This is a genomic window from Nocardia sp. CS682 (assembly GCF_004634405.1).
GTDB lineage: Bacteria > Actinomycetota > Actinomycetes > Mycobacteriales > Mycobacteriaceae > Nocardia > Nocardia ninae.
Genome location: NZ_CP029710.1, coordinates 4,066,702 through 4,086,920, shown reverse-complemented (window position 1 = coordinate 4,086,920; position 20,219 = coordinate 4,066,702). Strand labels below are relative to the sequence as shown.

The window sequence follows — 20,219 nt, the reverse complement described above, 5'->3', positions numbered from 1 at the left end:
CTCGGCGAGGGAGCAAGATGGACGGCGCAGCGGCACGGAATCTTTCCGCGATCCAGGGCGACCCTTCCGCGAGCGACGATGTCACGGCAGCGGAATCGACGGGCGACGGCGACAGTCTCAGCCGTCGCGAACACGACATCCTGGCCTTCGAGCGCCAGTGGTGGAAGTACGCGGGGGCCAAGGAAGAAGCCATCCGGGAGCTGTTCGGCATGTCGCCCACCCGGTATTACCAGGTGCTCAATGCCGTTGTGGATCGGCAGGAGGCGCTCGCCGCCGACCCGATGCTGGTCAAGCGGCTGCGCCGGTTGCGAGCGAGCAGGCAAAAAGCCAGGGCCGCGCGACGGCTCGGATTCCAGGTATGACCGGGCTAGGCTCGAGTAGGTGAGCTACCCGAATCCCACCTCCGGTGGGCCGCCATTGCGAGCGTTGGCGATGGTGTTGATCGCACTGGCCATTGTGTTCGGCGGACTGGGTGCGATGTCGCTGTCGAAGTCCGATGCGGACAACGCGGGATCCGATCAGTCGGCGACTACCGTCCCGCAGGCCCCGGCCCCCACCGCGGTCGTCAAGCCGACCACCGCCGCGCCGACCTCGGCCGACGCACCCACCTCGTCCAGCACGGTGCCGCCGTCGTCCACGACCGCGCCGCCGACCACCACCCCGGCGCCGACCACCCCCACCGGTGCCGCGGCCAAGTCCGTTCCGGTGCGCGTGCTCAACAACAGCATGATCGCCGGGCTGGCAGGTAAGACCGCCAATCAGCTCACCGCCGAAGGCTGGAATGTCGTCGAGACGGGCAACTACCCCGGCGTCAATATCCCGAAAACGACCGTGTACTACGGCAATTCGGCGGGCGACAAAGAGGCCGGGTTGGCCATAGCGCAAGAGTTGGGTATCACCGCAGAACCGAAGTCGAGTGGTTTGGGCGAGTCCTCGCCCGGTGTAACCGTCATCGTGACGGGTAACTGACAACTGGCGACCGGTCGCCGCAACTGGGTGACCTGCCGCTGAACGGGCCTGTCACTGCGCAACACGGCGGGCGTGGCATCATCTTGTCCGGTAACGAACGTGTCCACCCAGCTTTACTCGTAAACTCGGTACTCGTAAAGGAGTTCCCCGATGGCCCCGTCCACAACTCGACGCCCGTCCTGGCGGACTGTGACCCCGGTGCTCGCGGTCGCGGTACTCGGCCTCGCAGGCTGCACCAACAGCCAGGAGTCGAGTGACGTCAAGGGAACGACCCCGCCGGTGTGGAGCGGTGCGGCCGCCCCGCCGTCGAGTGAGTTCGGCAAGGAAACCGGTACCGCCGACTCGAACGCGGGTGTGAAGGTCGACCTTAAGGACGCCTCGGGCTCCTCGGTCGGCACGGCGAACTTCGTCAAGGACGGCAACCACCTGCAGGTCACCGTCGAGGCGCACGGCCTGCGCCCCGGGTTCCACGGCCTGCACGTGCACTCGATCGGCAAGTGCGAGCCCAACTCGGTCGCACCGACCGGCGGCCCGTCCGGCGACTTCCTGTCCGCCGGTGGCCATCTGCAGGTCGGCAGCGCGAACACGCACCCGGCCAGCGGCGACCTCAGCTCGCTGCAGGTGCGCTCGGACGGTTCGGCCAAGCTGGTCACCACCACCGACTCGGTGACCCTGGACGAGCTGAAGAACAAGGCGCTGATGATCCACGCCGACGCCGACAACTTCGGCAACATCCCGAACCGATACCTCCGTGCCGACGGCGTTGCCGGCCCGGATGACACGACGCTAGCAACGGGCGACGCGGGTGGCCGCGTCGCCTGCGGTGTGATCCAGTAGCGCAGGAGCCGACATGGCCGGGGCAGGTAGAGAACACGTTTCCTTCCCGGGTTCGCCCCGGCCCACCATCGGTATCGAGTGGGAGATCGCCCTCGTCGACAAGGTGAGTCGCGATCTGTCGAATACCGCTGCGGCGGTGTTCGATTCGCTCGGCGACCTGAAAGCGCACGACGGCACCCCGCAGGTGACCAAGGAGCTGTTGCGCAACACCGTGGAGCTCGTCACGGGGGTGCACGACACCGTCGGCGAGGCGGTGGACGATCTGCGCGGCACCATGGACGCGGTCCGGCGCGCGGCCGACCCGCTCGGCGTCGACCTGTTCTGCGCGGGCACCCATCCGTTCGCGCAGTGGTCGGCCCAGCAGCTGACCCGCTCGGAGCACTACGACGAGCTGATCGAGCGCACCCAGTGGTGGGGCCGGCAGATGATGATCTGGGGCGTGCACGTGCACGTCGGGGTCTCGCACCGGGACAAGGTCTTTCCGATCCTGAACGCGCTGCTGATGCAGTACCCGCATCTGCTCGCGCTGTCCGCGTCCTCGCCGATGTGGGCGGGTGCCGACACCGGCTACGCCAGCAACCGCACGCTGATGTTCCAGCAACTACCCACCGCGGGCCTGCCGTTCCAGTTCGAAAACTGGCACCAGTTCGAGCATTTCGTGCACGACCAGTTCAAAACCGGTGTGTTCGAACAGCTCGGCGGCATGCACTGGGACATCCGGCCCGCGCCGAAGTGGGGCACGATCGAGGTGCGCGTGTGCGACGGGACGTCCACCCGCGCCGAGCTGGCGGCGCTGGCCGCGCTGATCCACTGCCTGATCGTCGATCTGGACCGCAGGATCGATGAGGGCGAGACGTTGCCGTCGTTGCCGCCGTGGCACGTCCAGGAGAACAAGTGGCGGGCCGCCCGCTACGGGCTGGACGCGATCGTCATCGTGGACGACAAGAGCAACGAGCGGCTGGTCACCGACGACGTGACCGACCTGCTGAACCGGTTGGAGCCGACGGCAAAACGGCTCGGCTGCTCGGACGAACTGGCCTTCGTCGCGGAGATCCCGGAGCGAGGTGCGTCATACCAGCGGCAGCGCAAAGTCGCCGCGGCGGCGCAGGGTGACCTGGTCGCGGTGGTAGACGCGCTGGTCAAGGAGCTCGAGCAGTAATACCGCCCGGCGATCGGTCGCCCACTGTTCAGTCGGGCAGTGGGATGGCGTTCACCCCCCGTTTACTATGGTCGACGTGCTTGTCGAAGACCCGGGACCCAGAGTAGGAAGCGCCGCTCCTCGGTTGCGTGTGCCGCCGACCCGGGTGTGGGTCGCGGCAGGCGTTGCCGCGGTGCCGGTGCTGTTGATCGCGCTGCAAATCGTGGCGGTACGCGAAGGGTTCCAGGGTCCGCTCGGGAGTCTGTGGCAGGACTACGTCGGTACGCCCAAGTCGATGTCGGTGCCGTGGGCGGGCTTGATCCTTGCGCTGGTCGGCATTTCGACGCGGCACCGGATCATCGCGCTCAGCGCGGCCGTCGCCATCGACGCGGTGTGGGCCGCCATCCGGCTGCTGAGCGGTGCGTCCTTCGCGATCGGCAACGGACCGGTCATCGTGCTCACCGGGCTGGCGATATTCGCGTGGCTGCGCTGGGACGGGACCCAGCGACGCAGCGCACTGCATGCCGCCGCGCTCGGCGCGCTGCTCATCCTCGCCACCAAGGTCGGCGACGTGTGGTTGCACGTCACGATCATGAGCAGGCCGTCGGTGCTCGACGAATACGTGCTGCTCGCCGACCACGCACTCGGCGATCCGTCCTGGGTGATGGGCCGGGTGCTCGACGTGCTCGGGCCGGTCGTCTACGGGGTACTGCACTGGGTGTACATCGAGCTGCCGGTCGCGGCGATCGCGGTCGCGGTGTGGCAGCTGCGCCGGGTGGTGTCCAGTGGTCGCTGGCCGAGCCACTATCTGGTGCGCACGTTTCTGGTGCTCGGGCTGGTCGGCCCGGTCGTCTACGTGATCTTCCCGGTGGTCGGGCCGATGTTCGCGTTCGGCGCGGACGGGAACGGGCTGCAACTGGGCAACTACTGGCCGGGTGTGGTGCCGCCGCTGGACCGCAATCCGATGCCGATGCCGTTCGACTCGGTGACGCCGCGTAACTGCATGCCGTCCATGCACACGGCCTGGGCGCTGTCGGTCTTCCTGCACACCCGCCGCGACACCGACGGCGGCCCCGCGCCGAGCCTGGTGCGCTGGGGTGGCGCGTTCTGGTTGCTGGCCACGGTGATCGCCACCCTTGGCTTCGGCTACCACTACGGCGTCGACCTGGTCGCGGGCGCGGTGCTGTGCCTGACCGTCGAGTCGGCGCTGCGCGATCCGGAACGCGGCTGGGGCTGGTTCCGCATCCGGCTCGTCGCGGGCGGCGCCGTGGTGCTCGCCGTGCTGCTGCTGTCCTACCGCTACCTGTCGGTGCCGATGGCCGAGTACCCGGTGCTGGCGGGCACGGTCGTGCTGGCGCTGCTCGCGGGCATGGCCGCCGCCTTCCACGCGACCTGGTTCGCCGGGCAGCGGCAGACCGCGGCCTCTCAACGCGAAGTCGAGACCGCCGCGCGTTGAGCGGAATTCAGCCCGACCAGGCCGTATTCAGTCGACCGAGTCGATGGTGTCGCCGAGTTCGTTGACGGTGAGCAGGCCGTCGCGGTGGCGCTGTTCCCGGTAAGCGGTGCGGCTGATGAGGTGGGCCACCACCGGGGCGGTGATCAGCGTGAACAGCCCGACCAGCACCAGGGCCCAGACATTGCCGTGGCCGACCAGTTCGATCGCCGCGCCCTCCAGCACCAGGATCAGGCCGACCACCTGAGGTTTGGTGGCGGCGTGCATGCGGGTCAGGGTGTCGGGGAAGCGCACGATCGCGATCGACGCGGTCAACGCCAGGGTGGCGCCGAACAGGATCAGCGCGGCGGAGATCCACTGCCACCCGGTCATCGGTGGCCACCGTCCTGAGCTATCCGTTGTCTCAACATCATTGGTCTCCGTCGAGGTGTCACTGTTCGTCCTTCACCCGGAAGCGGGTGACGGCGGCCGAGCCGAGGAAACCGACCAGGGCCAGCGCGATGATCGCCGGGATGATGGTGGTGTCCTGGCTGTAGGCCGCCCAGACGGCCAGTCCGGACGCGGCGATCGCCATCAGCGAGTCGATGCCGACGATCCGGTCCAGGGTGCTCGGTCCGGCCAGAATGCGATAGCTGGTGATCACGGCGGCGGCGGTCAGCAGCACGCCGGCGATGATGGCGACGATCGTCACAGTTCCGCCTCCGGCACCTTGCTGGAACGCCATTCGGAGTGGCGCTCGAACGAGTCGATGAGCAGTTTCTCCAGGCGCCGGGTGGTCCGATAGAACTTGTCCACCGCCGCATCGCTGCTCACGTCAAGCACGTGCACGTAGACCACGCAGCGGCGCCGGTCGATCTCCAGCACCATGGTGCCCGGGATCAGGTTCAGCAGGTCTGTGCACAGCACGAGCACCAGGTCGGACTTGGTGCTCAGGTAGACGCGCAGCACCCCGGAGACCGGCGGCGGCGCGGGCCGGATCGCGAACCACGCCACCTGCAGGCTGGACTCGATCGCGTAATACGTTGCCACCACGACCAATTCGACCAGTGACAACGGATGCAACCGCCCGTTGACCGGCACCCTCGGCAGCGGCAGCGCCACCATGATCAGCGCGCCCACCGCGAGCCCGGCCAGCAGGTTGGCGATGCTGAGATCGCCCCACAGCGCGATCCAGACGACGGTGAGCCAGCTCAGCACGCTGATCCGCACGACGGTCTCGCGGCTCACTCCGCTCATCGGCTCGCCCCCGATCCGTCCACCCCGTTGCCGAGCACCGCGGTGATGTACACGCCGGGATCGCGCAGATCCGCCGCTGCCCGGTCGGCGATGCCGAGGATCGGGCCTGCGAGCACCGTCAGGCTCAGTCCGATCACCACCAGCGCCGCCGTCGATCCGACCATCAACAGCGGCATCCGGCCCGGGCGCGGGCGATCGTCGTAGTGCACGTCGGTCGAATCCTCGATCAGCGACGGCGTTTTCGCGGCGGTGAGGTGGCCCTCCGGCGCCTCCACCCGCGGTCGCCAGAACGCCTTGCTCCACACCCGCGCGACGGCGTACAGCGTGAGCAGACTGGTGAGCACCGATCCCGCGACCAGCGTCCAGGCCAGCACGCTGCCATCCTGCACGCCCGCCTGCAACAGCGTGGCCTTGCCGATGAACCCCGAGAACGGCGGTATGCCACCGAGATTCAGCGCGGGAACCAAGAACAGCACGGCCAGCAGCGGACTCGCCGAGGCCAGGCCGCCCAGCCTGCGCAGCGAGGTCGACCCCGCCTGCCGCTCGATCAGGCCGACCACCAGGAACAGTGCCGTCTGCACCAGAATGTGGTGCGCCACATAGAAAACCGCGCCGGCCAGTCCGGCGGTGCTGGCCAGCCCGACGCCGAAGATCATGTACCCGATGTGACTGACCAGGGTGAACGACAGCAGTCGCCGGATGTCGCTCTGCGCGATCGCGCCGAAGATGCCGACCAGCATGGTGAGCAATCCGCACACCAGCAGGATCGAATCGAACTCGCCACCGGGAAACAGCAGCGAGTGCGTCCGGATGATCGCGTACACACCGACTTTGGTGAGCAGACCGGCGAACACCGCGGTCACCGGCGCGGGCGCGGTGGGGTAGGAGTCGGGCAGCCAGTTCGACAGCGGGAACACCGCGGCCTTGATGCCGAACGCCACCAGCAGCACGGCGTAGATGGCGGTACGGGTGCCCTCGGGCACCGCGCCGATCCGCTGCGCCAGTTGCGCCAGGTTCAACGTGCCGGTGGCCGCGTAGGTCATGCCGATGCCGGTCAGGAAGATCAGCGACGCCAGCATCGAGACCATCACATAGGACACACCCGCGCGAATGCGTTCCTCGGTGCCGCCGACGGTGAGCAGCACGAACGACGCGGCGAGCAGGATCTCGAAGCCGACGAACAGGTTGAACAGGTCACCGGCCAGGAACGCGGCCGAAACACCGCCGGTCAGCACCAGATAGGTGGGCCGGTAGATCGAGGTGGGCTGCCGCTCGTCGCCGTCGCGGATGTTCTGTCCCGAACCGTAGATCGCGACGGCGAGCAGCACGATGGACGAGACGAGCAGCATCGCCGCGGACAGTCGGTCCACCACCAGGGTGATGCCGATCGGGGTCTCCCAGCCGCCGACCTGCAGTGCGGTGGTGCCGTCGCGGTCGGCCAGATACAACAGCAGCCCGCAGATGACGACCACCGCGCTCAGCGCACCGAGCATGATCGTGCGCTGGGTCCGTGGCCTGCGCCCGAAGACCAGGGTGCCCGCCGCCGCGAGCAGCGGCACCAGCACGGGGAGCGGCATGAGGGTCGGCAGCAGTCCGGGGGAGAGGCTCAATCTTCCGGGTCCTCTCGCTCGCGCCTGCGGGCGACGTCGATGTCTTCCTGGTCGTTCTCGACATCGTCGGTGGTGGTGATGGTGAAGGAGCGGTAGGCGAGCGCGAGCACGAAAGCCGCCAGGCCCATGGTGATCACGATGGCGGTGAGCACCATGGCTTGGGCGAGCGGGTCGGCGGTGTCGCGGTGGGTGGTGTCGGTCTGGCCCTGGATCGGTGCCCGGCCGTCCGGGCCGCCGAGGGTGATGATCAACAGGTTCACCGCGTTGCCGAACAGGATCATGCCGAGCAGCATCTTCGAGACCGCGCGCTCGAGGATCAGATACACCCCGCAGGCGACCAGGATGCCGATCACGATCAACAGCGTCAGATTGGCCGTCACCGCGCCGAACCTCCTGACACGGAGGTGGTTTCGTTCGAGGCGAGCTCGCTGTCCAGGCGGGCGCCGAGGCTGCGCAGCACGTCGAGCACCAGGCCGACGACGATCAGGTACACGCCGAGATCGAAGAACAGCGCCGTCACCAGCTTGATGTGGCCGAGCACCGGCAGTGTCACCTCGAAGATCGCCGAGGACAGCGGCGGTGCGCCGAAAAACAGGGAGGTGACGGCGGTTCCGGCGGCCAGGGTCAGTCCCGCGCCGAGCAGGTGGCCCGCGTCGACGGGCAGCGCCTCACCCAATTCGTACCGGCCGCCCGCGAGGTAGCGCAGCGTCAGCGCGAGCCCGGCGGTGAGCCCGCCCGCGAAACCGCCGCCCGGGGCGTTGTGGCCGGAGAAGAAGAAGTACACCGACAGCACCATGATGGTCGGGAACACCAGCCGGGTGGTGATCTGCATGACCATCGACCGGTCCGCGCGATCGACCAGTCGTCCGGCGGGCAGCCAGCTCACCAGATCCGGGTCGTAGTGCGGGGAGTCGGCCGCGCGCGGCGCGCTGCCGAAGCGGCGGCTGCGGAACACCAGCGAGGCGACGCCGGTCGCGGCGACCACGAGCACCGAGATCTCGCCGAGGGTGTCCCAGGCGCGAATGTCGACGAGCAGCACGTTGACGGCGTTCTTGCCGCCGCCGAATTGGTATGCGGCGTCGGGGATTCGGTGCCAGATCGGTTCGGCCGTGCGGGCGGCGACGGCGAAGGCGCCGAGCACCGTGACGGTCGCGCCGACCAGTGCGGCCAGCACCGCCCTGCGCGCCTTGAACGGGGTGGCCCGGCCCGCCTCGATCTCCGCCGGGAACGCCCGCAGCACCAGCACGAAGATCACCAGGGTCAGTGTCTCGACCAGGAATTGGGTCAGCGCCAGATCGGGTGCGCCGTGCAGCGCGAAGATCACGCCGCAGCCGTAGCCGGTGACCCCGACCACCAGCACACTGGCCAGCCGGTTACGCAGCACCGTCGCGCCGAGCGCCATCGCGACCATGATGCCGCCGAGCACCGCCTGCAACGGCGAATCCCACAGGCGCAGTTCGACTCCGGTACGGGTGCCGAGGGCGAGCAGCACCGACGGCAGGATGATCAGCGTGCCGAGGATGGTCGCCTGACTCAGCGGCAGCGACCCGCGCTGCACCGCGCCGGTCATCCGCAGCGACAGCTGGTCCATCCCGCGCAGGGCCGCGTCGTAGGCCCGGTCGGCATTGCCGAGCCGCGGCCGGGTGGGATCGCGGAGCCGATCGCGCAGCTGGAACAGGGCTATGCCGCCCGCGATCACCAGGACGGTGAGCGCCAGCGGGACGGTGAAGCCGTGCCACAGCGAGAGATAGGACAGTAGTTCCTCGGAAAACGTTCCCGCGTAGGGGCTGAGCAGCCGATCGGTCCACGGCGCTCCGAGTCCGGCGACCAGGCTCGCCACCGCGAGGATCGCGGGCGCGGCCAGGAACAGCGCCCCCGGCGCGTGCCAGCCGCCGTCTTCGCGCACGTGCCCGTCGGTGTCACCGGAGTCCGCAGTCGGCCCGGCACTTTCGGGGGCGTAGTCGGCGACGCGGCGCACCCGGTGCGCCCCGTGCGCGGTCGGCCGCGCGACATGGGGCTTGTCCGCGAAGGCGCCCCAGACGAAGCGAATGCTGTAGCCGACGGTCAACATCGACCCGAGCACCACGCCGGCCGCCAGCGCCACCCGCGCGGGCGCGGCGAGGGTGTCCGCGTCGAGGATCGCGCCGAGCGCGCTCTCCTTACCGACGAATCCGACCAGCGGCGGAATTCCCGCCATGCTCAACGACGCGAGGATCGCTATGCCGCAGAGCACCGGAGCGCGCCGGCCGAGCCCGGACAACCTGCGCAGATCCCGGGTGCCCGCCCCGTGATCGATGATCCCGACCACCATGAACAGGCACGCCTTGAACAACGCGTGCGCGACGATCATCGCGACCCCGGCCAGCGCCGCGTCCGGCGTGCCGAGGCCGACCAGCACGATCAGGAAGCCCAGCTGGCTCACCGTGCCGAAGGCCAGCACCAGCTTCAGATCCACCACCTCGAGCGACCGCAACCCGGCGAGCAGCATCGACACCACGCCGAGGGTGAGCACCAGCGGATGCCAGACGGGGTTCTCCGCGAACACCGGCGCCAGCCGCGCCACCAGGTACACACCGGCTTTCACCATGGCCGCGGCGTGCAGATAGGCGCTGACCGGCGTCGGCGCCGCCATCGCACCGGGCAGCCAGAAGTGCAGCGGCACCACGGCGGACTTGCTCAATGCGCCGATCAAGATCAGCACCACCGCCACGTTCACCGCGAGTCCGTTCGGCGGCTGCGCCCGCGCCAGCAGATCGGAGAGCAGGTAGCTGTCGTTCGCCTCGCCGAGGATGATCAGGCCGACCAGCATCGCCAGCCCGCCCGCGGCGGTCACCAGCAGCGCCTGGATGGCGGCGCGCCTGCTGTTCGCCTGCTCGGCATTGTGGCCGACGAGCAGGAACGACAGCACCGTGGTCAGTTCCCAGAAGACGAACAGCAACAGCATGTTGTCACTGGTCACCAGTCCGAACATGGCCCCGGCGAAGCCGACCATCTCGGCCGCGAACACCCCGAGGCGCGGCTCGTCGTCCTCGAAGTATCTGGCGCAGTAACAGAGAATCAGCGCACCGATGCCGAGCACCAGCGCCGACATGATCGCGGCGAGCGAGTCGAACCGCAGCTCGATGTTCATCTCGATGCTCGGCGCCCACTCCAGCCGAACCCGCTGTGTGCTACCCCAATTCGCGATCACCCAGATCAGGCCGCCGAACGGGACCAGCGCGAGCACGTAGAAAGCGTTGCGCCCCAGTGCCCTTACCCACAGCGGCGCCACGAGCGCGGCTGCGGCGAGGGCGAGCAGGATTGCGAGCAAACTACACTCCGTCGGGTAGGGGCGGCGGGGTGGTGCGGGACAATCCTACGTGGAGCCTGGGGATTTCCGCGTACTCGCCGGGTATGGCGTCGGCTATACGGCGACGGTGGGGCTATATATCCGCTAACGCCGCGTCCGCGGCGGGGTCGGTCGATCGCGGGCGGCCGCGCGGCCGGAAGCGGTGTAGCACGGCGAGGCCGACCGCGCTGCCGAGCACGATGGCCAGGGCGGCCCGCCCGGGTGTCGAGTCGTGTGCCGCGCCGTCGGGCAGCTGCCAGCTCTTGTTGTCGTCGGGCAGCACGGAGATGACCGTCGGCAGGTACAGGGCGGCAATCGCCAGCACCCCGCTCGGTGCATGCCGTGGCCGGGCGGTGGCGCAGCAGTAGCCCGCGGTGAGCGCGAGCACCACGCTGCCCGCCGAGAACAGAATCCAGTGCGATTCCGGCGGCACGATTATGGCGAAGACGGCGAGCCCGGCGAGCAGGGTGACGGCCAACGGCGCCGAGGGCATGCGGGCGCCCGCGAGCATGCCGACCGCCGCCAGTGCGAGCAGGATCCAGACACTCCAGCCGGGCCGGTGGGCGTAGCCGAAGGCATCGGCGGTCGCGGTGAGACCGACCGCGAGATAGACGCCGTACCCGTCGCGGCCGGGCAGCAGCATGGCCGCCGCGGTCGCGGCGCACACGGTGGCGGCGGCGGTGAACCCGATATCGACCGCGTGGTTGATGGCGGGCGCGGTGATGTACTGCCGTTGCAGCCATTCGGTAGCCGCGAGGATCACCAGGGCCAGCACCATCGCCGCGAGGATCGGCGCCACCGGTAGTTCGATCGACAGCCGCAGCGGCTCGGGCTCGCCGACTCTGGGCCGATTGCGCAGGGCACTGACGATCAACAGCGCCAGCACGAGCACGATCAGCCAGCTGGGCGGCGACTCCAGCACGTCGAACGGATCGTCATCGATATCGAGGAAATCCGCGAGGTCGCTGAACACGAAGAACCCGACACCGCCGAGCGCGAAAGCCGCGGCGAGCACCGGCTTGCGCAGTGCCACGACACCGAGCCCGCCGAGCACGATTCCGGCGCACACCGCGTCGATGTAGTTCTGGGTGGTCAGCATGTCGGCCGAGGCGGCATTGTGCCCGGCAATGTGATTGATCAGCTGCGCGACGGTGCCGACCAGGGCGACCACCCATGCGGTCGCCGGGCGGGCGGTGACGCCGACGACCACCGTGACGGCGACGGCGACGATCACCCCGATGGCCGCGCCGCGCGGCACACTGTTCCAGAGGTTCGCCAGCTGATAGGGCGTGCTATCGCGGATCGAAGCGAAGGTGGCCGGCAGGAACAGCGTCACACCCGCGACCGCGGCGCCGAAGAACACCGTGACCGCGTCGAACGCATTGCCCATCCGCCGCACAGGCCGAACATACCTGCGCGCGGCCGGCGAATCTGTGATTGCCAGCACTTCGCCGATGCATGTCGAAATGGGCGAAATGCCGGGAACGTGCGATAACGGCGAGATTGCCGACTTACAGGTACCGACCCTCGCTGCCCGTCGGCTGGCCGCGCGTCTCCGCGTAGCGGCGCAACGATTCCACCTGGAGCGCGTCGAGCGAGGGCCGGACGACCGTACGCGCCGCCGCCACATCCGCCGCGGTGACGTCCGCGGCGTCCAGGTCACGGCGCATCGCCGTCAGCGCGGCCTCGCGCAGCAGCGCGACGCAGTCCGCCGCGGAGTAGCCGTCGAGCTTGCGGGCCAGGACGGCGAGATCGACATCCGCGGCCAGCGGCACCGAACGTCCGGCGGTCCGCAGGATCTCCAGCCGCGCCGCGCTGTCCGGCGGTGGCACGAACACCAGTCGCTCCAGCCGCCCGGGCCGCAGCAGCGCCGGGTCGATCAGCTCCGGCCGGTTGGTCGCGCCGAGCACCACCACATCGCGCAGCGGTTCCACCCCGTCGAGTTCGGTGAGCAAGGCGGCGACCACCCGGTCGCCCACGCCGGAATCACCGCTCTGGCCGCGCCGCGGCGCCAGCGCGTCGACCTCGTCGAGGAAGATCAGCGACGGCGCGGAATCGCGTGCGCGCTGGAACAATTCGCGCACCGCGCGCTCGGAGGAGCCGACCCACTTGTCCATCAGCTCGGCGCCCTTCACCGTGTGCACGCTGAGCTGGCCGGTGCTCGCCAGCGCGCGCACCAGGAAGGTCTTGCCGCACCCCGGCGGACCGTAGAGCAGCACCCCTCGCGGTGGATCGATGCCGAGGCGGGCGAACGAATCCGGATGGCGCAGCGGCCACAACACCGTCTCGGTCAGCGCCTGCTTGGTCTCCACCATGTCGCCGACCTCGTCCAGGCCGAGGCTGCCGATGGCGGGCTCGTCCATGCCCGAACGCGACAGTGGCCGAATGACTTTCAGCGCGCCGAGGAGATCCTCCTGGGTCAGTTGCGGATCGGTGTGCTCCTTGCTGGCCCGCGAGGCAGCGCGCAGGGCCGCCTCGCGGCACACGGCGGCCAGGTCGGAGACCACGAATCCAGGTGTGCGAGCGGCGATTTCGTCGAGTTTCAACGCCGTGGTCGGCACCCGGCGCAGCAACTGTTCCAGCAGCGACTTGCGTACCGCGGCGGTGGGTAATGCGAGCGCCAATTCCCGGTCGCAGAGGTCGGGCGCGCGCAGCCGAGGGTCGATCCCGGCCGGGTGCGCCGTGGTGGCCAAGAGGGCGACGGACGGCTCGGCGACCGCGCCACGCAACTGATCCAGGATGAGGGTGGCGACCGGTTCGGCCTGCGCGGGCAGCAGCGCGTCGATATCGGTGATCAGCAGGATGCCGCCCTGTCCGGAACAGACGTCGGCCACCGCCTCGGCCACCTCGCGCAGCCGGGTGCCGCTCTCCGCGGCCCCGATGGTCGGGCCGTCCAGTTCGACGATGCGGCGCGGTGCGGTGACCGCGCGGGCCAGCGTGGCCTTGCCGACCCCGGCCGGGCCGGTGATCAGGACGCCGAGATGTGGTGTGGCGCCGAGGGTTTTGAGCAGCTCGGGTTCGTCGAGGGCGAGGCTGAGCCACTCCGCGAGCTTCGTCGCCTGGCTGTGCGCACCCGCCAGGTCCTTGACGGTGATCAGCGGATCGGTGTGCCGGGTGGCCGCGCTCCGGCCGTTCGACGCACCGTGCGCGACCGCCGCGCCGTCGAAGGCCGCCGCCTCGGTCGCGCCGCGCGAGGCCTCGCCGGGCGGGATCGGCGTACCGGCCAGCGCCCGGTCGGCCGCGTCCCTGGCCGCCACCACGCCCGCACCCCAGACGACGGCGGTGTTCGGCTGCACGCTGACCGGTCCGCGCGGATCGGTGGCGGTGACGGTGAGCAGTTCGGTGGTCCACGCGATGCCGAAGGTGCGCGAGAGGGCCTGCGAGGCGGCGGCGGAGCTGATCTCCGGGCTCAGATCGCGCGGCAGCAGCGAGACCGTGTCGCCGACCGTCACCACCTTGCCGAGCAGCGCCTGGCGCAGCGTCGCCGCCGGGATGGTGCGGGTGGCGTGCACCGAGCCGCTCACCGAGATCTGCTTGGCGCCGTACACGGTGACCGGCGCGACCACCACCGTCGCGTCCTCGCGCAAGCCCGCATTGGACAGCGTCACGTCGTCGAGCAGCGCCACCCCGGCCGGCGTACCGGACGGCGCGACGCCGACGACCGCGGCGGTGCGGCGCGCGCCGACCAGCGCGATGCCGTCCCACTCACGCAACCCGAGCGCGGTGAGCGCCTCCGGATGCAGCCGCACCACGCCGCGGCGTGCGTCGGCAGCGGAGGGATTCAATCGAGCGGTGAGCGCCAGTTCTGCCACTGTGCCATTCTGCCGCGCCGCGCCACGGTGGGGGACCGGCCGGTGCTACTTGTTCTTGGGGACGATCCCGGCCGCCACCGCGACCGGCGTCTCGGCCACGCTGCCGGACAGGCAGACCAGCTTCGCCGTGCCGAGCGCGACGTTCGGGCTGCCCGCGAACGTGCTGTCCGGGTGCTCGGCGACGATCTTCTCGATCAGCGCCTTCTGCGCGTCGTTGTCCAGTTTCTTGAACTCGGCGCAGCTGGTCTGCGACGGCTCGGTGGACGCGGGGGTGCCCGGCTGCTCGGCGGTCGGCGCGCTGCCGGGGGTGCTCGGCGCGGCGGCCGGGGACGATGACCGCGCGGCCGAGGTCGTACTCGTGGCCGAGCCCTTGCGCAGACCGTTCGCATCGCTGGAATCGTCCGCGGACTGGCCGCAACCTGCCAGCAGAGCCACCGTCCCGATGGCCAGGACGATGGCGGAAGTTCGCTTCATACCGTGCTTTCCCCGGTGGATCGTGTGCCGGAACGTCCGGCGCGTTCGGTGCAGCGTACCGGTTCGGCGCGGCTCAGTGGATGTGTGCTTGCCAGTCCGCGGGGACCCGCTCGCGCGGGCCTGGCACACCCTGATCGGCGGGGTGGCTGTGTGGCGGGGTGAGCTCCGGTCCGTCGCCGTACATCTCTTCGGTCCGGAAGTTCCAGTACCAGTCCTCGCCCGGCTCGAAGCTCTGCACGAACGGGTGGCCGGTGTCTTTCGCGTGCTGGCTGGCGTGCTGGTCCGGCGAGCTGTCACAGCAGCCGACGTGCCCGCACTGGGCGCAGCGGCGCAGATGCACCCACCAACCCTGCGACGCTTCGCATTCCACACAGCCGGTACCGGTGGGCGGCACCGCCGTATCGATGCCCTCGAACTCCTGCGTCATCGTTGACCTCCTACGGTGGATTCGGGTTCGGCATTCTCTTGCGCCGGCTCGTCCGGCGTGCGGTGCAGCGGCAGCCAGACGGTGAATCGGGTGTTGCCCGGTTCGGAGTCGACCTGGATGTCGCCCTCGTGCTTGTTCACCACGATCCGGAACGAGATGTCCAGGCCGAGGCCGGTGCCCTCGCCCATCGGCTTGGTGGTGAAGAACGGCTCGAAGATCCGGCTGCGCACCTCCTCCGGAATGCCAGGGCCGGAGTCGCCGATTTCGATGACGGCACAGTCGTTTTCGTGCCTGGTGCGGATGGTCAGCGTGCCCTGGCCGTTCATCGCGTATACCGCGTTGTCGATCAGGTTGGTCCACACCTGGTTCAATTCCGCTGCGTAGCACGGCACTTCGGGCAGTGCGCGGTCGTAATCCTTGACCACCTCGACCCCGTCGCCGATCTTGCGGCTGAGCATCACCAGGGTGCTGTCGAGCAGGTCGTGGATGTCCACCACCTGGAACGGCGCCCGGTCCATCTGGGAGTACTGCTTGGCCGCGTTGACCAGCGACGAGATGCGCGTCGTCGAGTCGGCGATCTCGTTCATCAGCAGCTCGGTCTCGATGGTGTAGTTCAGCCAGCGGATCGCGCCCTGGAGCACCTGCTCGGTGCAGCCCTCCAGGGTTGCCGAGACCCGTTCGAGCCAGTCGACGTCGAAACCGGCCTGCACGAAGTTCGGCGCGAGGTTCCAGCCGTCGCTGATGCCGTGTTCCTCCAGCCACTCCCCGAGCACGTCCTCGCGGTCGGCGGCCTCCATCGGCGTCAGCTCCGGCGCCTTGGCCACCTGGGCCGCCGCCTCCTCCTGTAGCCGCACCAGCGCGCCGAGTGACGCGGTATCGAACTTGCCGTCGGCCATCATGGCCAGTTTGTGCCGCATGCCCGCAACCCGTTCACGCAGGCCGGATGTCGCGCGCGCCGCCGCCGCGGCGGGATTGTTCAGCTCGTGCGTGAGCCCCGCGGACAGCGAGCCGAGGGCGAGCAGCCGCTCGCGCTGGCCGACGCGCGCGTTGGCATTCCGGTTGCCGAAGAAGGCGCCCTCCAGCAGGTGCACCGCCATCGGGAACCACTCGTGCATCATGTCGGCGAAGGTCGCGGCGTCCAGCACGAAGAACCGCGACGGGCGCGTCACCTTCATCGTGCCGTTGTAGGTCTGGTCGACCTTGTCGCCGATGTAGGCCATCCAGGCGCCCGAGTAGGCGCCGCGGTGCTGGGTGCGGACCAGCTCGATCTCGGTGCCGCCGGACAGCTTGGTCAGCACGATCTCGCCGTCCATCAGCACGTAGAAGCAGGTGGCCTGCTCGCCCTCGTGGAAAACCACGCCGGGCTCGATGGTTTCGACCCGCCCGTCCCGGCACAGCCGGTCCAGCTGGGCGTCGTCGAGCTTCTCGAACAGGAACAGGGTGCGCAATTCCGCTGGGTCGCAGACCGATCGGCTGCTGCGCCCTGCCGTCTCATTCGAATTCACTTGCCAGCCTCCTGTTTTACGCGAGGTACCGGTGCACGAGCATGACGGCCATGGCACCCTCACCGACCGCCGAGGCGACGCGCTTGGCCGAGTCGGCGTGCACGTCACCCGCCACGAACACGCCGGGCACGTTCGTCTCCAGATGATGCGGCGGGCGCGGCAATTCCCAGCCGGCCGGTCGCGCGCCGTCGACGAGCAGATCGGGGCCGGCCAGTACGTAGCCCGCCTCGTCGCGCTTGACCACGCCGTCGAGCCAGTCGGTCTGCGGTGCGGCGCCGATGAACAGGAACAGCCGCTCCGCCTCGGCCTTCTCCTCGACGCCGGTCACGTTGTTGCGCAACACGATCTGCTGCAGGTGGTCGTCGCCGTCGGCGGCGGTGACCTCGGTGTTGGTGTGCACCTGGATGTTCGGAATCTGGGCGATCTGCTGGACCAGGTAGTGCGACATCGAGTTGTCCAGCGAGCCGGACCGGACGACCAGGTGGACCGTTTTCGCGTTGCGCGACAGGAACACCGCCGCCTGCCCCGCGGAGTTCGCGCCGCCGACGATGTAGACATCGCGGTCGGCGCACTCGGAAGCCTCGGTCATCGCGGAGCCGTAATACACACCGCGCCCGGTGAAGTCGTCCACACCGCGGGCCGGATGGCGGCGGTAGTCGACGCCGGTCGCGATGATCACCGTGTGCGCGCACAGCCTGCCGCCGTCGGCGAACCGCACCGTGCGCGCGGAACCGTTCACCTCGAGCCCGACCACCTCGCGGGTGGTGATCACCTCCGCGCCGAACTTGGCGGCCTGCCGCCGCGCCCGATCGGCCAGCTGGCCGCCGGACACGCCATCCGGAAAACCGAGGTAGTTCTCGATGCGCGAGCTCTGCCCGGCCTGACCGCCGGTCGCGGTGCGCTCCACCAGCACCGTGCGCAGGCCCTCGGAGGCCCCGTACACCGCGGCGCCGAGACCCGCGGGCCCGCCGCCGACCACGATCAGGTCGTAGAAGTCGCCGGTCGCGTTGACGGTGAGCCCGACGTTCTCCGCGAGCAGGCTGTCCGACGGCTGCACCAGCGCCTCGCCCGCCGCGGTGATCACCACCGGACAGCGCTCGGGATCGGCGCCCGCCGCCTCCAGCAGCCGCGCGCCCTCCGGCTCGTCGGCCAGGTACCAGCGGTAGGGCAGTTGATTGCGGGCCAGGAACTCGCGCACCTCCGAGGAGCGCGGCGACCAGCGGTTGCCGACCACCTTGGTCTCGGTGATCGGCCGGTGCTCGCTGCTGCGCCAGGCGTCGAGCAGGCCGTCCAGCACCGGGTACAGCTTCTCCTCCGGCGGGTCCCACGGCTTGAGCAGGTAGTGGTCCAGGTCGATCACGTTGATCGCGTCGATCGCGGCGCTGGTGTCGGCGTAGGCGGTCAGCAGTACCCGGCGCGCGTAGGGATGCAGGTCCATCGCCTGCTCGAGGAATTCGATGCCGTCCATGCCCGGCATCCGGTAGTCGGCGATCAAGACGGCGACCGGCTGGCCGCGCAGTTTCATCTCACGCAGCGCGTCCAGCGCCTGGGCGCCCGATTCCGCGCGCAGAATCCGGTAGTCGGCGCCGTAGCGCCGCCGCAGGTCGCGCACGACCGCTCGGGAAACCCCAGGATCGTCGTCGACGCTCAAGATGGCCGGTTTCGTGGCAGCGGGTGAAGTCACCTAACGAGTATGAACCTCGGTACAAACCGTGTCGTCGGCTTTCACTGCCGGCGGACAACCGGGCCGGTCCGCGTCACAATTTGTGGTGGCGAATCAGGTCGAGTTCGGTGGGGGTGAGCAGTCGCTCGAGCGTCTCGGCGGACGAGTCGCGGGCGGGTGGGCCGCCGTCGGGCTCGATGGCGGGTAGCAGCGGAACATTGTTCGCATGCCGGCGATGTAAGAGGGAGCGCAGGTTCACGGCCGATCACCTCACGTTTGGCGGGAAAGCTGGAGGCAGTGTCTTTGCTTCTTCTATCCGGCATTGTGCGCTGGCCATTACCAAGATCAGCGGACAACATGCTGAATGTGACCCAACTGTCTTCCCGATTAAAATGTGTATTACCCATCAAGCGCGCTCGACCGGACTCCCGCTCGGTTCGTTCGCACGGATCCCGGAGGCAGCGTTGCCGAAGAACCTCGAAGTCGCCATAGATATCGCCGCGCCGCCGGACCGGGTGTGGGCGGTAGTCTCGGATCTGAAGCGGATGCCGGAGTTCAGCCCGCAGTGCGTGCGGATGCTGCCGCTCGGGAAGCCCAAGGCGGGCACCTGGGTGCTCAACCTCAACACCGACGGCAAGAAATATTGGCCGACCACCGCGCGCATCGTGCGGTACGAGGCGAACCAGGCGTTCGCCTTCAAGATCAACGAGAACCGCGCGATCTGGAGCTACACGCTGGAGCCGACCGAGTCGGGCACCCGGCTGGTCGAGCGCCGCGACTTTCCCAACGGCACCACCTGGTTCTCCAGCAAGTCGATCAACACCGCGTTCGGCGGCGAGGTGCCGTTCGAGGAGGAACTGGTCCGCGGCATGAACGAGACGCTCGACAAGATCAAGAAGGCCGCTGAGGCGCACGGCTAGTCGGCGTGTTCGCGCTCGGCGCGGTGGCTTCGGTGCGTAAGTTGGGCGAGTATGCGACGAATGACGCGCTGGTCCGCGGCCGGTGCCGCGATGGCAGTCGGCACCGTGCTGATGACGGGCTGCGGCACCGATGACGCGGGACCCGAACGGCACGTCACCGTCGTCGGCAGCGGCCAGGTGCGTGGCGCACCGGACATCCTGAACGCCGACCTCGGCGTCGAGGTGACCGCCGAGAACGTCTCCGCCGCCATCGCCCGCGCCAACGACAAAGCCAAGGCGATGACCGACGCCGTCGTCGGCGCGGGCGCCACCCGGGAAGACGTGCGTACCACCGACGTCTCGATCCAGCCCCAATACTCGGGCGGACCGAACGGCGGCGACACCGTCATCGGCTACCGCGCCACCAACTCGGTCCGCGTCGTGGTGCGGGATCTGACCAAGGCCTCCGGCGTGCTGGACAGCGCGATCAAGGCGGGTGGCAACGAAACCAGGCTGCGCTCGGTGTCTTTCGCCATCGACGACAACTCGCAGCTGCTCGCCGACGCCCGAGCCCGGGCGTTCGCCGACGCGAAGGCCCGCGCCGAGCAGTACGCGGTGCTCGCCGGGGTGCAGTTGACCGAGGTCGACACGATTACCGAGGCGAGCAGCCACGACGACGACAGTGCGGGCAAGCTGTCGGCGCAAGACGCGGCACCGCAGTCGGTTCCGCTGGAACCGGGCACCCAAACGGTGACCTTCACCGTGAAGGTCACCTGGGGGCTGCGTTGATGTGCGCCGGGGCGCGTGGTTGATGTGCGCCGGGGCGCGTGCTGAATTCGTGCCGCGGCGCGGTGTCGATGCGCGCCTG

20 protein-coding genes are annotated in these 20,219 nt (G+C 69.1%); 7 read left to right on the top strand and 13 right to left on the bottom strand.

What is annotated here, in order from left to right; all coding sequences use genetic code 11:
- Positions 1–17 precede the first annotated feature (17 nt).
- From DMB37_RS18420 to DMB37_RS18400, 5 genes are all read left to right on the top strand, one after another.
- On the top strand, positions 18–362 hold the full coding sequence (locus DMB37_RS18420) for a DUF3263 domain-containing protein (protein WP_135233768.1): 345 nt from the start codon (positions 18–20) through the stop codon (positions 360–362).
- A gap of 19 nt (positions 363–381) precedes the next feature.
- Complete coding sequence (locus DMB37_RS18415) at positions 382–969, top strand: LytR C-terminal domain-containing protein (protein ID WP_135233767.1); 588 nt, start codon at positions 382–384, stop codon at positions 967–969.
- Positions 970–1,119: 150 nt separating this feature from the next.
- Complete coding sequence (locus DMB37_RS18410; protein ID WP_107659717.1) at positions 1,120–1,806, top strand: superoxide dismutase family protein; 687 nt, start codon at positions 1,120–1,122, stop codon at positions 1,804–1,806.
- A gap of 13 nt (positions 1,807–1,819) precedes the next feature.
- Positions 1,820–2,965 carry a glutamate--cysteine ligase gene (locus tag DMB37_RS18405; protein ID WP_107659716.1) on the top strand — a complete coding sequence of 382 codons (1,146 nt, stop codon included), beginning with the start codon at positions 1,820–1,822 and terminating at the stop codon, positions 2,963–2,965.
- Between the two features lie 145 nt (positions 2,966–3,110).
- Positions 3,111–4,400 carry a DUF5933 domain-containing protein gene (locus DMB37_RS18400; protein WP_370465414.1) on the top strand — a complete coding sequence of 430 codons (1,290 nt, stop codon included), beginning with the start codon at positions 3,111–3,113 and terminating at the stop codon, positions 4,398–4,400.
- Positions 4,401–4,427: 27 nt separating this feature from the next.
- Here the strand turns inward: DMB37_RS18400 and mnhG are convergent, their stop codons facing one another.
- The 13 genes from mnhG to DMB37_RS40585 form a co-directional block, all read right to left on the bottom strand.
- Entirely contained in the window at positions 4,428–4,769 is a 342-nt protein-coding gene (mnhG, locus tag DMB37_RS18395) for a monovalent cation/H(+) antiporter subunit G (protein WP_135233765.1), read from the bottom strand.
- A gap of 58 nt (positions 4,770–4,827) precedes the next feature.
- Positions 4,828–5,088, bottom strand: coding sequence for a monovalent cation/H+ antiporter complex subunit F (locus tag DMB37_RS18390; RefSeq protein ID WP_135233764.1), 261 nt, complete (start codon positions 5,086–5,088; stop codon positions 4,828–4,830).
- On the bottom strand, positions 5,085–5,624 hold the full coding sequence (locus tag DMB37_RS18385; protein ID WP_135237655.1) for a Na+/H+ antiporter subunit E: 540 nt from the start codon (positions 5,622–5,624) through the stop codon (positions 5,085–5,087). Before DMB37_RS18385 ends, DMB37_RS18390 begins: the two co-directional genes overlap by 4 nt.
- Positions 5,625–5,629: 5 nt before the next feature.
- Complete coding sequence (locus tag DMB37_RS18380; RefSeq protein ID WP_370465413.1) at positions 5,630–7,210, bottom strand: Na+/H+ antiporter subunit D; 1,581 nt, start codon at positions 7,208–7,210, stop codon at positions 5,630–5,632.
- Between the two features lie 29 nt (positions 7,211–7,239).
- Positions 7,240–7,623, bottom strand: a complete 384-nt coding sequence (locus DMB37_RS18375; RefSeq protein ID WP_135233762.1) for a Na(+)/H(+) antiporter subunit C — start codon at positions 7,621–7,623, stop codon at positions 7,240–7,242.
- Positions 7,620–10,553, bottom strand: coding sequence for a Na+/H+ antiporter subunit A (locus DMB37_RS18370; RefSeq protein WP_135233761.1), 2,934 nt, complete (start codon positions 10,551–10,553; stop codon positions 7,620–7,622). Before DMB37_RS18370 ends, DMB37_RS18375 begins: the two co-directional genes overlap by 4 nt.
- Before the next feature lie 112 nt (positions 10,554–10,665).
- On the bottom strand, positions 10,666–11,970 hold the full coding sequence (locus DMB37_RS18365) for a hypothetical protein (RefSeq protein ID WP_135233760.1): 1,305 nt from the start codon (positions 11,968–11,970) through the stop codon (positions 10,666–10,668).
- A 112-nt stretch (positions 11,971–12,082) separates the two neighbouring features.
- Complete coding sequence (locus DMB37_RS18360; protein WP_135233759.1) at positions 12,083–14,383, bottom strand: AAA family ATPase; 2,301 nt, start codon at positions 14,381–14,383, stop codon at positions 12,083–12,085.
- A 45-nt stretch (positions 14,384–14,428) separates the two neighbouring features.
- Entirely contained in the window at positions 14,429–14,857 is a 429-nt protein-coding gene (locus tag DMB37_RS18355) for a hypothetical protein (protein ID WP_135233758.1), read from the bottom strand.
- Between the two features lie 73 nt (positions 14,858–14,930).
- Positions 14,931–15,284 (bottom strand): UBP-type zinc finger domain-containing protein, encoded by a 354-nt coding sequence (locus DMB37_RS18350; protein WP_135233757.1) that lies wholly within the window; start codon positions 15,282–15,284, stop codon positions 14,931–14,933.
- A complete protein-coding gene (locus DMB37_RS18345) occupies positions 15,281–16,789 on the bottom strand; it encodes an ATP-binding protein (protein ID WP_135233756.1) in 1,509 nt (502 codons plus the stop codon). The genes DMB37_RS18350 and DMB37_RS18345 overlap by 4 nt, the downstream gene beginning before the upstream one ends.
- 16 nt (positions 16,790–16,805) lie before the next feature.
- On the bottom strand, positions 16,806–18,473 hold the full coding sequence (locus tag DMB37_RS18340; protein WP_135233755.1) for an FAD-dependent oxidoreductase: 1,668 nt from the start codon (positions 18,471–18,473) through the stop codon (positions 16,806–16,808).
- Between the two features lie 73 nt (positions 18,474–18,546).
- Positions 18,547–18,711, bottom strand: a complete 165-nt coding sequence (locus DMB37_RS40585) for a hypothetical protein (protein ID WP_167768878.1) — start codon at positions 18,709–18,711, stop codon at positions 18,547–18,549.
- 205 nt (positions 18,712–18,916) lie between these two features.
- Between DMB37_RS40585 and DMB37_RS18335 the strand changes: the two genes are divergently transcribed.
- Positions 18,917–19,372 carry an SRPBCC family protein gene (locus tag DMB37_RS18335; protein ID WP_135233754.1) on the top strand — a complete coding sequence of 152 codons (456 nt, stop codon included), beginning with the start codon at positions 18,917–18,919 and terminating at the stop codon, positions 19,370–19,372.
- 51 nt (positions 19,373–19,423) lie between these two features.
- Positions 19,424–20,140, top strand: a complete 717-nt coding sequence (locus DMB37_RS18330; RefSeq protein WP_370465387.1) for an SIMPL domain-containing protein — start codon at positions 19,424–19,426, stop codon at positions 20,138–20,140.
- Positions 20,141–20,219: the final 79 nt, after the last annotated feature.